This is a genomic window from Amycolatopsis sp. NPDC050768 (assembly GCF_040654155.1).
In the GTDB taxonomy this organism is placed as follows: Bacteria; Actinomycetota; Actinomycetes; order Mycobacteriales; family Pseudonocardiaceae; genus Amycolatopsis.
This window is the reverse complement of record NZ_JBFAHL010000001.1, coordinates 441,818-455,815: the sequence shown is the minus strand read 5'-3', so window position 1 is coordinate 455,815 and position 13,998 is coordinate 441,818. Positions and strand designations below refer to the sequence as shown.

The 13,998-nt window shown below is 71.7% G+C and carries 14 protein-coding genes; 10 read left to right on the top strand and 4 right to left on the bottom strand.

Annotated elements, in window-relative coordinates:
- The first annotated feature begins 13 nt into the window (after nt 1-13).
- Nucleotides 14-961, top strand: coding sequence for an anti-sigma-D factor RsdA (locus AB0H62_RS02260; protein WP_220247348.1), 948 nt, complete (start codon nt 14-16; stop codon nt 959-961).
- A gap of 144 nt (nt 962-1,105) precedes the next feature.
- On the opposite strand, the gene AB0H62_RS02255 is transcribed toward AB0H62_RS02260, so the two are convergent.
- Nucleotides 1,106-1,501, bottom strand: a complete 396-nt coding sequence (locus tag AB0H62_RS02255) for a DUF5319 domain-containing protein (RefSeq protein ID WP_220247349.1) — start codon at nt 1,499-1,501, stop codon at nt 1,106-1,108.
- A 129-nt stretch (nt 1,502-1,630) separates the two neighbouring features.
- On the opposite strand from AB0H62_RS02255, the gene guaB reads away from it, so the two are divergent.
- The 3 genes from guaB to AB0H62_RS02240 all read left to right on the top strand — a co-directional run bounded on the left by guaB (nt 1,631) and on the right by AB0H62_RS02240 (nt 4,060).
- A complete protein-coding gene (gene guaB / locus AB0H62_RS02250; RefSeq protein WP_220246151.1) occupies nt 1,631-3,142 on the top strand; it encodes an IMP dehydrogenase in 1,512 nt (503 codons plus the stop codon).
- Nucleotides 3,143-3,197: 55 nt separating this feature from the next.
- Nucleotides 3,198-3,485 (top strand): DUF3574 domain-containing protein, encoded by a 288-nt coding sequence (locus AB0H62_RS02245; RefSeq protein WP_360583621.1) that lies wholly within the window; start codon nt 3,198-3,200, stop codon nt 3,483-3,485.
- Between the two features lie 77 nt (nt 3,486-3,562).
- On the top strand, nt 3,563-4,060 hold the full coding sequence (locus AB0H62_RS02240) for a hypothetical protein (RefSeq protein WP_360583620.1): 498 nt from the start codon (nt 3,563-3,565) through the stop codon (nt 4,058-4,060).
- On the opposite strand, the gene AB0H62_RS02235 is transcribed toward AB0H62_RS02240, so the two are convergent.
- Nucleotides 3,963-5,240, bottom strand: a complete 1,278-nt coding sequence (locus AB0H62_RS02235) for an MFS transporter (RefSeq protein ID WP_360583618.1) — start codon at nt 5,238-5,240, stop codon at nt 3,963-3,965. The genes AB0H62_RS02240 and AB0H62_RS02235 overlap by 98 nt on opposite strands.
- A 181-nt stretch (nt 5,241-5,421) precedes the next feature.
- On the opposite strand from AB0H62_RS02235, the gene AB0H62_RS02230 reads away from it, so the two are divergent.
- Nucleotides 5,422-6,561 (top strand): GuaB3 family IMP dehydrogenase-related protein, encoded by a 1,140-nt coding sequence (locus tag AB0H62_RS02230; RefSeq protein WP_220246153.1) that lies wholly within the window; start codon nt 5,422-5,424, stop codon nt 6,559-6,561.
- A gap of 55 nt (nt 6,562-6,616) precedes the next feature.
- On the opposite strand, the gene AB0H62_RS02225 is transcribed toward AB0H62_RS02230, so the two are convergent.
- Nucleotides 6,617-7,204, bottom strand: coding sequence for a GNAT family N-acetyltransferase (locus AB0H62_RS02225; protein ID WP_255638780.1), 588 nt, complete (start codon nt 7,202-7,204; stop codon nt 6,617-6,619).
- A 172-nt stretch (nt 7,205-7,376) separates the two neighbouring features.
- Here AB0H62_RS02225 and AB0H62_RS02220 point away from each other — a divergent pair, with 172 nt between their 5' ends.
- The 5 genes from AB0H62_RS02220 to AB0H62_RS02200 are packed head-to-tail and all read left to right on the top strand — an operon-like array spanning nt 7,377 to nt 12,487.
- On the top strand, nt 7,377-9,083 hold the full coding sequence (locus AB0H62_RS02220; RefSeq protein ID WP_220246155.1) for a GMC family oxidoreductase: 1,707 nt from the start codon (nt 7,377-7,379) through the stop codon (nt 9,081-9,083).
- Nucleotides 9,084-9,099: 16 nt separating this feature from the next.
- Nucleotides 9,100-9,792 carry a maleylpyruvate isomerase family mycothiol-dependent enzyme gene (locus AB0H62_RS02215; protein WP_360583615.1) on the top strand — a complete coding sequence of 231 codons (693 nt, stop codon included), beginning with the start codon at nt 9,100-9,102 and terminating at the stop codon, nt 9,790-9,792.
- 53 nt (nt 9,793-9,845) lie between these two features.
- Nucleotides 9,846-10,400, top strand: a complete 555-nt coding sequence (locus tag AB0H62_RS02210) for a hypothetical protein (protein WP_360583613.1) — start codon at nt 9,846-9,848, stop codon at nt 10,398-10,400.
- A 13-nt stretch (nt 10,401-10,413) separates the two neighbouring features.
- The gene (locus AB0H62_RS02205; protein ID WP_360583611.1) at nt 10,414-10,974 is read left to right on the top strand and encodes a hypothetical protein; all 561 of its coding nucleotides are present in this window, start codon (nt 10,414-10,416) and stop codon (nt 10,972-10,974) included.
- Nucleotides 10,975-11,029: 55 nt separating this feature from the next.
- Nucleotides 11,030-12,487, top strand: a complete 1,458-nt coding sequence (locus AB0H62_RS02200) for an FAD-dependent oxidoreductase (protein ID WP_360583609.1) — start codon at nt 11,030-11,032, stop codon at nt 12,485-12,487.
- Between the two features lie 39 nt (nt 12,488-12,526).
- On the opposite strand, the gene AB0H62_RS02195 is transcribed toward AB0H62_RS02200, so the two are convergent.
- The gene (locus tag AB0H62_RS02195; RefSeq protein ID WP_360583608.1) at nt 12,527-13,972 is read right to left on the bottom strand and encodes an aldehyde dehydrogenase family protein; all 1,446 of its coding nucleotides are present in this window, start codon (nt 13,970-13,972) and stop codon (nt 12,527-12,529) included.
- Nucleotides 13,973-13,998 lie beyond the last annotated feature (26 nt).

Sequence of the window (13,998 nt, the reverse complement as noted above, 5' to 3'; positions counted from 1 at the left end):
GTTCACGAGCGGCATGATGGCCTACGAGCCGGAGGCCGACGGTGACCTCACGGCCATCCAGGCCGACGACGCACTGCTCGACGCACTCGGCGGCACGGATCCGGCCATCGCCGACGGGCTCGGCGACCAGGAGCTCAACGCGCTGCTGCTCGCCTGGCGCCGCGACATCGACAGCGAGCCGCTGGCCGAGCTGGTCGACGTCGACACCGCCGTCACCACCGTGAAGACGGCTTCGCTGGCGCGCAAACGCGCCGACCGCAGCCGACGGCGCCGCATCCTGGTGCCGGTCGCCGCCGCGTGCGCCGCGGTGGCCATCGCGTTCGCCGGCACCGGCCTCGCCGCACGCGACGCCCAGCCCGGCGACACGCTGTGGGGCCTGACCAAGGTCCTTTACACCGACCACGCCCACTCGGTCGAAGCCGCCGCCGCGGCGAAGCTCGACCTCGAGAAGGCCAACCTCGCTCTGGCCGACAACCGCCTCGCCGACGCCCGCAAGGCCCTCGACGACGCGCAGGCCGCACTGAACCAGGTCACCGACGACGAGAACCGCGACCAGCTGCTCGAGCAGCACCGCCAGCTCGCCGCCCAGCTCGGTGCCCCCACCGTGCCCACCACGGGCCAGAACCCGCCGAACAACCCGTCCACGCCGCCGCCGGTCAACAATCCGGCCAACACGGCGTCGCAGCAGTCGAGCGGCCAGCCGACGTCCCTGCCCGGCACCGGCTCGGGCTCCACGAGCCAGCCGGACACGACCAGCGTCACGGCGCCGCCGCCCCCGCCTCCGCCGCCCCCGGACACCACCACCGACACGCCCACGCCGCCGACGACACCCACCGACGCCACGGGCAACGCGACGGGCAACGACCCCGGCAGCGGCGGCGGCAGCCCCCGCAACGAATCCAACGAATCCTCGGAAAGCGGGACCGTCGGCGGCCAGAACAGCTCGCCGGAGAACCCGTAAGACCTCGCATCGAAAACGCCCTGGCTCCGGCCGGGGCGTTTTTCGTCTCCGGATCAGCCGGGCCGGCCGGGTCAGCCCGGCCGGAGACGAGAACGGCCCTGGTGAGCAGTCTCACCAGGGCCGGTCAACGCAACAGCAAAAAACTCAGTACGCGCTCTCGTTCGCCGTCACACCGTCGGCGAAGCCGCGGCAGTAGTCCCAGCTCACGTAGTCGCCGGGGTTCGGGTCGAAGGCCGGCTCGTGGGGGCGCATGCGGCCGTCCGCGAGGAGCTGTTCGAGGCTGGCGCGCAGGAGGTGCCAGTCGTGGTAGTGGGGTTCGTCGCATTCGCCGCAGTCCACGACGATGCCGCGGACGCCGCGAGGCTCCAGGAGGGCTTGGTACACCGCCAGGTCGGAGAGGTCGGCCAGCAGCTCGGTGCGTTCGTCCGGGCTGATGGGCTCGTCCAGCTGGTCTTCGGGATCGAGGAACGCCCGGGCCGGATCGTCCGGGTCGTCCGCGAAGGGGTCGGGGGGCAACACGTCGTGCGGCACGGCCTGCACGGTACCCGCCGTGTGGCGCCCGTCCCCACCCACCCGGGTCAGGGGCGGAGCCCGGATATCATGAGGGGAAGGCTCAGCCAGCCCCTCGGCCAGATCGCTCACCCCCGCCAGGAAGGCCCTTCGCCCGCTATGACCAGCGAAAGCATCACCGCCCCCGTGCCCAGCAAGTTCGCGATGCTGGGTCTGACCTTCGACGACGTGCTGCTGCTGCCGGCCGAATCCGACGTGGTGCCCAGCGGGGTCGACACCAGTACCCGTCTCACGCGCAACATCACCCTCAACGTCCCGCTGGTTTCCGCCGCCATGGACACCGTCACCGAAGCCCGCATGGCGATCGCCATGGCGCGCCAGGGCGGCATCGGCGTGCTGCAGCGCAACCTGCCGATCGACGAGCAGGCGGCCGCCGTCGAGGTGGTGAAGCGGTCCGAGGCCGGCATGGTCACCGACCCGGTCACCTGTTCGCCCGACGACACGCTCGCCGAGGTCGACGCCCTCTGCGCCCGCTTCCGCATCTCCGGCGTCCCGGTCACCGACGCGTCCGGCTCGCTCGTGGGCATCATCACCAACCGCGACATGCGGTTCGAGGTCGACTACACCCGTCTGGTCAGCGAAGTCATGACGAAGGCGCCGCTGATCACCGCGCAGGTCGGCGTCACGGCCGACGCCGCGCTCGGCCTGCTGCGCCGGCACAAGATCGAGAAGCTGCCGATCGTGGACGGCGCCGGCAAGCTCCGCGGCCTGATCACGGTCAAGGACTTCGTGAAGACCGAGCAGTACCCCAACGCCACCAAGGACACCGACGGCCGCCTGATCGTCGGCGCGGCCGTGGGCGTCGGCGCCGACGGGCACAAGCGCGCGATGACGCTGGCCGAGGCCGGTGTCGACGTGCTGATGGTCGACACCGCCCACGGCCACTCCCGCGCCGTGGTCGAAACCGTCAAGCTGCTGAAGAAGGAGCTGGGCGACACCGTCGACATCGTCGGCGGCAACGTCGCCACGCGCGCGGGCGCGCAGGCGCTGGTCGACGCGGGCGTGGACGGCGTGAAGGTCGGCGTCGGCCCGGGCTCGATCTGCACCACGCGGATCGTCGCCGGCGTCGGTGTGCCGCAGATCTCCGCGATCTACGAGGCCGACCAGGCCTGCCGCCCGGCCGGCATCCCGGTGATCGGCGACGGCGGCATCCAGTACTCCGGCGACATCGCCAAGGCCATCGCGTCCGGCGCGTCCAGCGTGATGCTGGGCAGCCTGCTCGCCGGCACCGCCGAGTCGCCCGGCGACCTGATCCTCGTCGGCGGCAAGCAGTTCAAGGTCTACCGCGGCATGGGTTCCCTGGGTGCGATGCAGTCGCGCGGCCAGGGCAAGTCGTACTCGAAGGACCGCTACGCGCAGGACGACGTGCTCAACGAGGACAAGCTCGTCCCCGAGGGCATCGAAGGCCGCATCCCGTTCCGCGGGCCGCTCGCCAACGTCGTGCACCAGCTCGTCGGCGGCCTGCGCGCCGGCATGGGCTACGCGGGCGCCGAGACGATCGCGCAGCTGCAGGAGGCGCAGCTCGTGCGCATCACGGCGGCCGGGCTGAAGGAGAGCCACCCGCACGACATCACGATGACCGTCGAGGCCCCGAACTACTCCGCGCGGTAACTCCGCCCGAACGGATCTTCCCGACATCCCGCCCGTCCCAGCCCCCTTCGAGACGTTGATCTTTCTCGAAGGGGGCGGGCGGGATGTCGATTTCACGACGGGTTGTGTTGGCTGTCACTGCGGCCGCGGTCCTGGGAGTCGGCGGGGGAGCGGCGGCACCGGCCAGTACCGGATCGCGTCGGGTGAGATCACGCGTGAGCACTCGATCGTGCTCGTGATCCTCTACCCGTTCGACGATCGCGACGCCGACACCGACCTCGAGCAGATCCGCACCGACTACAAGAAGCTCTTCCATCAGGAATCGGTGCTGCGCACGGATTCCGTGGAGCGTGGCTCCTTCTGACGCGGTTTTCGGGGCCCTGAGCACTGAGCGGCATTTGTCCCCTCACGGCGACGGCCGCGGTGCGGCTGAGTGGTGCGGTGAAAGCGGATCGTCTCGCCGAGTTGTTCGTGGTCGTCGTCGGCTTCGCCGTGCCGGCGACCGTCGCGGCGGGCCTCGTGGTGGAGTACGGAGGACCGGCGCACGTCGAGGCCGCCCAGGTCGTGAGCTGCCGCGAAGTGCCTGGCACCGGTGACCGCACGATCCGGTACGTGGTGCGGTTCACCACCCAGATCGGCGAAGACGTCGAGGTCTCCGGCGACGACCCGGGCCTCGACGCCGGCGTCGGCGCCTCCGTGGAGCTCACCCGGGCCGACCGCTCCGGCGCGGTGCGCGCGGTGCGCAGCGGCGGCGAGACGACGATCGTGCGCACCTCGTTGTTCGTCGGCCCCGTCTGGGGCGGCGTGATCGGGGTGCTCGTGCTGGCCTACGCGGTGTTCCTCATGGTGCGGGGCGGGAAGCGGGCGCTGCCGGTGTCGCTGGCGGTGGGCCTGCTTTCCGCGGTCGCGGGGGCCGTGGCGGGCGTGACGTTGTTCTGACCCGCCACAGCAGCACGGGCGTGGCCAGCATCAGCAGCCCCGCGAGGCCGATCGCCTCGCGCGTGCCGAGCCACGCGCCGAGCGCGCCCCACACCAGCGTCAGCGCGGCCCGTGTCGCCCCGCCGGTGATGCCCCAAGCGGACAGCACCCGGGTGGCGCGTGAGGTCTCCGTTTCTTGCAGCCGGTAGGTGGCCGAGACGGGGTTGAAGATGCCGATCGTGAGGATCAGCCCGAACTCGACGAGCATCACGAACCCCAGCCCCGCCGGCCCGTGCGGCGTGAAGGCGAGGGCGACCGGCCAGATCACGCGCAGCGTCCCCGTCACCAGCAGCACGCGCTCGGGGCCGAAGCGCGCGGTGATCCGGCGCGACAGCCGCGAGCCGAGCAGCCCGCCGAGGCACGGCACGCCGAACGCCAGCCCGTACTGCCACGCCGCGAACCCGAGTTCGCGCAGGAGCAGGATCGCGAGCAGCGGTGACGTCGCCATGATCAGGCCGTTCACCAGCGTCGTGTTGAGGAACAACGCGCGCAGCCGCGGGTGGCCGAGGATGTAGTGCCAGCCGTCGAGGACGTCCCTGGTCCGGACCGTCGCCGGGCGCGCGGTGGGCGGCGGCTCGGGCGTGCGGATGGCGCCGATCGCGAGCGCGGAGAGCAGGTAGCTGACGCTGTCGAGCACCACTGTCGTGAGTGGTCCGAACACGCCGATCAGTGCCCCGCCCGAAGGTGGGCCGACGGCGGTGGCGGTCCACTGCGTGGTCTCGAACCGGCCGTTGGCGACGAGCAGGTCCTCGCCCGTCGCCATGCCCTTGAGGTAGGCGCCGCTGGCCGCCGTGAACACGATGTTCGCGGTCGCCACGACCACCGACACGGCCACGAGCTGCCCGAACGTGAGCCCGCCCAGCGCGTAGCCGAGTGGCAAGGTCAACAGTGCGACGAAGCGCACAGCGTCCATCGCCACCAGCACCGGCCGTTTGCGCCGGAACTCCACCCACGGCCCGAGCGGCACGGCGAGCAGCGCGCCGACGGCCAGGCCAGCCGCGGCCAGCACCGAGACCTCCGTGGTGCTGCTGTGGAGCACCGTCACGGCGATGAACGGGAACGCGTCGAGCGCGAGCCATGTGCCGGCGGTGCTCGTGGCGTAGGCCAGCCACAGCCGTCGGAAGTCCTGCCCCAGCGCCACTCTCGTCCCCCTGTCGTCGTCCGACGCATCCAACAGCGCGCGAAACGGCGGTGGCAAACAACCTCGTGACGCGGTGCACAACCTGCGGTTGTTCGCCCTCGAAACTGCCCCCGTGCGTTGGTCACCCACGCGGACTAGCGACAATGGACAGCGTTGTCGTCGGTGCGAGAAGGGACATCACGTGCGGGATCTGGTCGAGATCGGGATGGGTCGCACCGCGCGGCGGGCGTATGACCTCGATGACGTGGAGATCGTGCCCTCGCGGCGCACGCGGTCGTCGTCGGTGGTGTCGACCTCGTGGCAGATCGACGCCTACCGCTTCGACCTGCCGCTGGTCACGCACCCGACCGACGCCATCGTGTCGCCGGGCACGGCCGTCGCGATCGGCGAGCTGGGCGGCCTGGGCGTGCTCAACGCCGAGGGCCTGTGGGCGCGCCACGCCAACGTCGAGGACGCCATCTTCCGGCTGGTCCGCGCCGCGGAGGACACCGAGGACCCCGCGGCCGTCGTCCGCGAGCTGCAGGAGCTGCACGCCGCGCCGGTCCGGCTCGACCTGCTGAGCGAGGCCATCAAGACCGTCCGCGAGTCGGGCGTCACAGTGGCCGCGCGCGTGAGCCCGCAGCACGCCGCGGAGCTCACGCCCGATCTGCTGGCCGCCGGCGTCGAGATTCTCGTGGTGCAGGGCACGATCATCTCCGCCGAACATGTGCAGCGCGACGCGGAACCGCTCAACCTCAAGGAGTTCATCGGCCGCCTCGACGTGCCGGTGATCGCCGGCGGCGTGAGCGACTACCGCACGGCCATGCACCTCATGCGCACCGGTGCGGCGGGCGTGATCGTCGGCCACGGCTACACCCCGGGTGTCACCAGCACCGACCGCGTGCTCGGCATCGGCGTCCCCATGGCCACCGCCATCGTCGACGCCGCGGCCGCCCGCCGCGACTACCTCGACGAGACCGGCGGCCGTTACGTCCACGTCCTCGCCGACGGCGGCATGACCACCTCGGGTGACATCGCCAAGGCCATCGCCTGCGGCGCCGACGCCGTGATGCTCGGCGCGCCGCTGGCGACCGCCACCGACGCGCCCGGCCAGGGCCTCTACTGGACCGCCGCCGCGGCGCACCCGTCGCTGCCGCGCTCGCGCGTCGTCGCCGGCCCGGACTCCGACTACGCCGTGGACCTGAAGACGCTGCTCTTCGGCCCGTCCTCGGACGCCGAGGGCGTGGTGAACCTCTTCGGCGCCCTCCGTCGCGCGATGGCGAAGACGGGGTACTCGGACCTGAAGGAGTTCCAGCGGGTCGGGCTGACCGTCCGCCGCTGATCGTTCGCTTGGTGAGGCCCCCGCGTCCTGGACGTGGGGGCCTCTTTCACGAGTTTCAGGACGCGGCGCGGGACGCCCAGTGCCGGCCTCGGCGCGGGGTTCGCCAGTGCCGTCCGCGCTCGGGGCGCAGGGGTCCGCGCCCGGCCGGCTGGTGCGCGGCGAACCGGGCCGCCGTGAGTCCCATCAGGACGGGATACCGCACCTCCCCGTGCCGCAGCTCGGTGTCGCGCGGCCGGCCTTCCTCTCGGAAGCCGAGTTCTCCGTGCAGCGCAAGGGAAGCGAAGTTGGCGCCGTTCACGCTCACCACGCACTCGCGGTAGCCGCGCTGCTCGAACATGACCGTGAGCAGCACGGTGACTGCGTCGGCGGCATACCCGCAACGGCGGTGCTGCGGGCCGATCCCGATGCCGTAGCTGAAGCGGCGCGTCGCCGGATCGGCCTGGATCCACATGGACCCGACCACTGCCCGGCTATGCCGCGCCTCGATGGCGAAGTGGAAGTCGTCGCCTGAATCGCCTGCGCGGCCGCGGTGCGCGGCCCAGTGCCGGTAGCCGCCGAGGCGCAGGTCGTGACCGCGCGCCGCGTCGCGGTCGAACCCGGCGAGCACGCGGTGGTCGGCGGGGCGGATCTCGCGCAGGCGCACCTTCACGCCGGCCTGGCTCGCCGCGCCGGCCCGTCTCCGGGCTCGGACCGAATTCACCGTCATCGGCGGGCATCGTATCGGTTGGCCGAGCTCAGCTTCCGCGGTTCGGCGATGTAACCGGCGAGTAACTTACCTCTGGTCAGAAGGACATCCCCGGGTTACGCTCGGACCTGTGACTGCCAGTAACACCACCACAGCGCAGGGCGGGCCCGACTACGACGTCGTCGTGGTGGGGTCCGGGTTCGGGGGCAGCGTGGCGGCGCTGCGGCTCACCGAGAAGGGCTACCGCGTCGCCGTGGTGGAGGCGGGGCGGCGGTTCGCGGACGACGAGTTCGCGAAGACGTCGTGGGACCTCAAGCGGTACCTGTGGGCGCCGCAGCTCGGCTGTTACGGGATCCAGCGCATCCACATGCTCAACGACGTGATGGTGCTGGCCGGCGCGGGCGTCGGCGGTGGGTCGCTGGTGTACGCGAACACGTTGTACCGCCCGCTGAAGCCGTTCTACGCCGACCGCCAGTGGGCCCATATCACCGACTGGGAGGCGGAGCTCGCGCCGCACTACGACCAGGCGAGCCGGATGCTCGGGGTGGTCACGAACCCGACGCTGACACCGTCCGACGTGGTGATGCGCGACGTCGCGAAGGACATGGGCGTGGGCGATTCGTTCCACCCGACGCCGGTGGGGGTGTACTTCGGCAAGCCCGGCGAGACCGTGCGCGACCCGTTCTTCGGCGGCGCCGGGCCCGACCGCGTCGGCTGCACCGAGTGCGGCGCCTGCATGACGGGTTGCCGCGTCGGGGCGAAGAACACGCTGGTCAAGAACTACCTGTACCTCGCCGAGCAGGACGGGGCGAAGGTCATCCCGCTGACGACCGTCGCGTCGGTCGAGCCGGTGGGCGACGGTTACCGCGTGACGCTGCAGAAGACCGGCACGCGCTCGAAGCGCTTCCGCACCACCGTGACCGCGGGCCAGGTCGTGTTCGCCGCGGGCACGTGGGGGACGCAGAACCTGTTGCACCGCATGAAGGACACGGGCGCGCTGCCGAAGCTGTCGCGGCGGCTCGGCGAGCTGACGCGCACGAACTCCGAGGCGATCATCGGCGCCGCGCGCACCGCGGTGGACTCCGCGCGCGACTTCAGCCGCGGCGTCGCGATCACGTCGTCGATCCACCCCGACGAGAACACCCACATCGAGCCCGTGCGCTACGGCAAGGGCAGCAACGCGATGAGCCTGCTGCAGACCGTCTCCACGGACGGCGCTTCGCCGGTGCCGCGCTGGCGCCAGGCGCTGACGTTCCTGGTCAAGCACCCGCTGCAGTCCGCGAAGCTGCTCAACGGCTACCGCTGGAGCGAGCGCACGGTGATCCTGCTGGTGATGCAGAGCCTCGACAACTCCATCACCACGTACACGCGGCCCGGGCTCTTCGGGCGGCGCAAGTACACGTCGAAGCAGGGTCACGGCGAGCCCAACCCGAGCTTCATCCCGGCCGGGCACGAGGCCAACGTCCGCACGGCCGAGCGCATCGGCGGGATGCCGGGCGGCACGTGGGGCGAGATCTTCGACATCCCGCTCACGGCCCACTTCATCGGCGGCGTGCCGATCGGGGACAGCGCGGAATCCGGTGTGATCGACCCGTACCACCGGGTCTACGGCTACCCGGGACTGTCCGTTGTGGACGGTTCGGCGATCACGGCGAACCTGGGCGTGAACCCGTCGCTGACGATCACGGCGCAGGCGGAGCGAGCGTTTGCGTTCTGGCCCAACAAGGGTGAGGCGGATCAGCGTCCGGGGCAGGACGCGGCGTACGCGCGGCTGGACGCGGTGGCGCCGAAGAATCCCGCTGTTCCCTCCGACGCCCCTGCCGCACTCCGTCGATAGCTCCTACGATCGCCGGGTGACGACAACGGCGTTGACCCGCGTGCAGGAACTGCAGGACGAGTGGGCCCTGGTCATCGGCTCCCTCGACGAGACCGCAGTGCGCGCGCCGAGCGCGTTGCCCGGCTGGACCCGCGCGCACCTGCTCACTCACCTCGCCCGCAACGCCGATGCCGTCGGCAACCTCCTGACGTGGGCGTCCACCGGCGTCGAGCGCCCCATGTACGGCCCCGGCACCGCCCGCGACGACGACATCGCCGCCGGCGCTGCCCGCGGCTCGGCCGAGATCCTCGCCGACGTCATCGCGTCGGGGGAGCGGCTCGTGGACCTGGCTTCGTCGCTGCCGGACCAGGCGTGGACCGCGCCCGTCCGCGGCCGCGGCGGCCAGCCCATGACCGGCGCCGACGCCCTGACGCTGCGCCTCGCCGAGACCACCATCCACCTCGTCGACCTCGACGCCGGCCACGACTTCACCAGCGCGTGTTCACTGCTGGGCGGCTACGTCGACGACGTCGTGGCCAACATGATCCGCATGTACCTCGGCGACCTGCCCCCGATCCGCCTCACCGACGGTACCCACACATGGACCATGGCCGACGGCTCGGCCGGCCTCGTCACGGGCACCCCCGGCGACCTCCTGGCGTGGCTCTCGGGCCGCGGCCCCGGCGACGCGTTGGCGGGCCCCGTGCCGGAGTTCAAGTCCCTGGTGTGACGCGGTTCCCGTTGTGCTTGGCTTTGCCTCGGTACTGGGGAAGGGACGGCTTCATGCGCTGGTCTTCGGTTGCGGCTGTGCTGGCCGTGGTGGTGGTTTCGGGGTGCTCGGCGAGTCCGCAGCCCGCGCCCGTCCCTCCGCCGGCCTCGTCCTCGTCGGCGGAATCCGAGGCCTACCACTGGGTGGGCGAGTTCTGCAGCGGCCCTTCGGCGGCGCTGCTGTCGCTGAAGAACACCGGCTACGGCGCCATCCCGTACGACGCGATGGCCGACGCCACCGTCGCCGAGCGCCAGAAGGCCCAGCAGGACGCCGAGCTGAACCTCGCGCTCCTCGACGACGTCGTGAAATCCAACGCGGCCCACGTCGCCGGTGCCTCGCCGAGCCCCGCGCGTGACCGCCTGACCGCCGTTTACACCCAGCTGAAGGCCGACCTCACCCGCATCGAGCACCACGTCACGGGCCTCGTGCCGACGGCAGCCGCCACCTTCGGCCCCCAGCTCGCAGCCGACGCCGGCCAGGTCCACACCTCCTTCGAAGCCGCGCGCCAGGTTTTCGCCGCCGAGCCGGCCACGGCCCGGTTCATGCGCGACTTCCGTGTCTGCTCGTAGAAAGGCTCGGCTTGTGCGCTGGTTTCCGGTGATGGCCGTCGTGGCGGCCTTCGGGCTTTCCGGCTGCACGGCGAGCCCGCCGCCCGCTCCCGCGCCGACCAAGTCTTCGGCCCCGATGTCGCTGACCGACACCCTGGCCTGGCACTGGGCGGGCGCGTTCTGCAGCACACCCAGGGAGGTCCTGACCGAGATCGGGAACCTGGGCGCCCACGCCGCGGACGACCAGACCGCCGGAACCAGCACTCCGGCGCACCGCAAGCAGTTCCAGCAGGAAGCCGTGCAGGACACCACCACCCTCGCCGGGCTCGTGCACGACAACGCGATGCAGGTCTCGGAAACTCCGCCGAGCGCCACGCGCGACCGGATCAACGCCGTCTACCAGCGCCTCGAAGCCGACCTTGGCCAGCTCCGCCGGCGCGCGGACCAGCTGCCGACCTCCGACGCGGCGACCTTCGGCGACGCCGTCGTGGCGATCACCGACGACGTGCACGCCGCCATGGAGCGGGCCAGGAAACTCGTCGCCGCCGACGCCGTCGTGGGGCACTACCTGCGGGGCTACTCACCCTGCTCGTAGCACTCACTCGGGCGACCCGATGAACCACTCCGCTGTCCGGAACGTCTGATCAAACATGACTGTCGGGAGAAGGACGTTGCTGCGGGCCGCCGGGCTCGCCACCCTCGGTGCGGTGGCCGCCGCGTGTGCGCCGAACTCCGCGCCGCCCGGGCAACCGCCGGCGACGACCACGCCAACGACAACAGCACCGCCGCCGTCGACGAAGCCGTCCGGGACGCCGGACTGGAACGCGTTGAGGAGCAAGCTCAGCGGCGACCTCGTGCTGCCTGCCGACAGCGGCTTCGGCACCGCCAAGCGCGGCTACAACCCGCTGTTCGACGGCCACGCCCCGGCCGCCGTGGCGAAAGTGCAAAAGCCCGAAGACGTGCAGGCCTGCTTCGGCGCGGCAGCGGGAAGGCTGCCGATCGCCGCGCGCAGCGGGGGCCACAGCTACGCCGGCTACTCCGTGCCCGATGGTGGTCTGATCGTCGACGTCGGCAGCATGTCGAGCGTCCAGGTCCAGGGCGACCAGGTCGTGATCGGCGCCGGCGCGCGGCTGGGTGACGTCTACGCGGCGCTCGCCAAGGCCGGCCGCTGCCTGCCCGCAGGCTCGTGCCCGACGGTTGGCATCGCCGGGCTCACGCTCGGCGGCGGCATCGGTGTGGTGGCGCGCAAGTACGGCCTCACCTGCGACCACCTCGTTTCCGCCCAGGTCGTGACGCCCGACGGCAAACTGCGCACGGCCAGCGCCGACTCCGAGCCCGACCTGTTCTGGGCCCTGCGCGGCGGAGGAGGCGGCAACTTCGGCATCGTCACGTCGTTCACCTTCAGCACCGACCCCGCGCCCGGGATCACGGTGTTCTCGCTGCACTTCCCGGGCGGCTCGGCGGGCGACGTGCTCGACGCGTGGCAGCAGTGGCTCCCGACGACCCCGCCCGAGCTCTGGTCGAACCTCGTCGTGTCGGGCGGCTCGCCGGTGGCGTGCCGCGTCGGCGGCGCGTTCGTCGGCGGCACGAGCGAGCTCACCACGTTGCTGGGCAAGCTCAACGCGTCGCCGTCCAGCCGCACGATGAAGAGCCTCAGCTACGGCGGCGCCATGAACTACTTCTCGGGCAGCTCAGCGCGCCAGACGTTCGTGGCCTCGTCGCGGATCATCAACGACCCCATCCAAGGCGCGAAGGTCAGCGACCTCGCCGCCGGCCACAAGGGCATGGACCTGCTCATCGACGGCCTCGGCGGCGCGGTCGCCGACGTCGCCCCCGCCGACACCGCGTTCCCGCACCGCAAGGCGCTGGCCAGCATCCAGGTCTATGCGCCCGCCACCACGAGCAACCACACCAGCGTCGCCAAGTCCGTGTCCACTGTGGTCAGCGGCCTCGCCGACGCGGGCGCCGGCGGCGGCTACGTCAACTACCTCGACCCGGCCATGCCCGACTGGAAAACCGCCTACTACGGCGACAACGCCGCCCGGCTCGACCAGGTCGCCAAGACCTACGACCCGGACGGCGTGCTCAAGTTCGCGCAGTCCGCGTAAAGCTCGTGGGTGCCGGCGCGAGACCGGCACCCACGAGTCCTACAGATCCACCCCGGTGAACACCGTCACGCGCTCCTCGGTGAGGTCGTTCATCGCCGCCAGCACGCCCTCGCGCCCGAAGCCCGAGCCCTTCACACCGCCGTACGGCATCTGGTCGGCGCGGTACGACGGCACGTCACCGATGATCACGCCGCCCACCTCCAGCTCGGCCGACGCGTGGAACGCCAGCTGCACGTCGGACGTGAACACGCCGGTTTGCAGCCCGTACGCGGAGTCGTTGACCGCCGCGAAGGCCTCGTCCACACCGTCCACAACGGACACCGCAAGCACCGGGCCGAAGACCTCCTCCGACCACACGCGCGCGTCCGGTGGCACGTCCGTGAGCAGCGTCGGTGCAACCTGGGTGCCCTCGCGCATTCCGCCCGTGAGCAGCTTCGCGCCCGCGGCCACGGCTTCCTCGACCCACGCGATGATCCGCTCGGCCGCGGCCTCGTCGACGACCGGGCCGACGTCGGTGTTGCGGTCGTAGGGATCACCCGTCTGCTGCGCCTCCACGGCCTCCACCAGTGCGGGCACGAACTCCTCGGCCACCGCCGCGTCGACGATCACGCGCTGCACCGAGATGCACGACTGCCCGGCCTGGTAGTTGCCGAACGTCGCGATGCGCTGCGCCGCGCCCTCGGGGTCGGGCCAGTCGCGCAGGACCACGGCCGCCGCGTTGCCGCCGAGCTCCAGCACCACGTGCTTGCGCGGCGCCGCGTCGGCGATCGACCAGCCGACGGGGCCGGAGCCGGTGAACGACACCACGGGCAGCCGAGGGTCGGCCACCAGCGCCTGGGTCTCCGCGTTTCCCAGCGGCAGCACGGAAAACGCGCCGGGCGGCAGGTCCGTCTCAGCCAGGATCTCGCCGAGGATCAGCGCCGACAGCGGTGTACGCGGCGCCGGCTTCACGATGATCGGCGCGCCGACCGCCAACGCCGGCGCGACCTTGTGCGCCACCAGGTTCAGCGGGAAGTTGAACGGCGAGATGCCCAGCACGGGCCCGCGCGGCACCCGCCGCGTGAGAGCCAGCCGCGCGTCGCCCGACGGGTCGGCGTCGAGCCGCTGCACGTCACCGCTGAACCGCCGCGCCTCCTCGGAAGCGATGCGGAACACCGAAACCGCGCGGCTCACCTCGGCTTCCGCCCACTTGAGCGGCTTGCCGTTCTCCGCGGTGATCACCTCGGCGATCTCCTCGGCCCGCATCCGCAACCCGCGCGACACATGCTCCAGCGCCGCCGCGCGCTCGTGCGCGGGGGAGCGGCGGAACTCCCGCGCGACGCCCGCGGCGGCCGCCACGGCGCGCTCCACCTGCTCCGCGCCGGGCACCGCCACGGTCGCCACTTCGCTGCCGTCGACCGGGTGCCGCACGACGAGGGTCCCGGCCCCCTGCTCCGCCCGGCCGGCGACCCACGCGGGCCGCGGCTCCGGGGTGATCATGTCCATGCATACCAAGGTATGGGGGCGCGGTG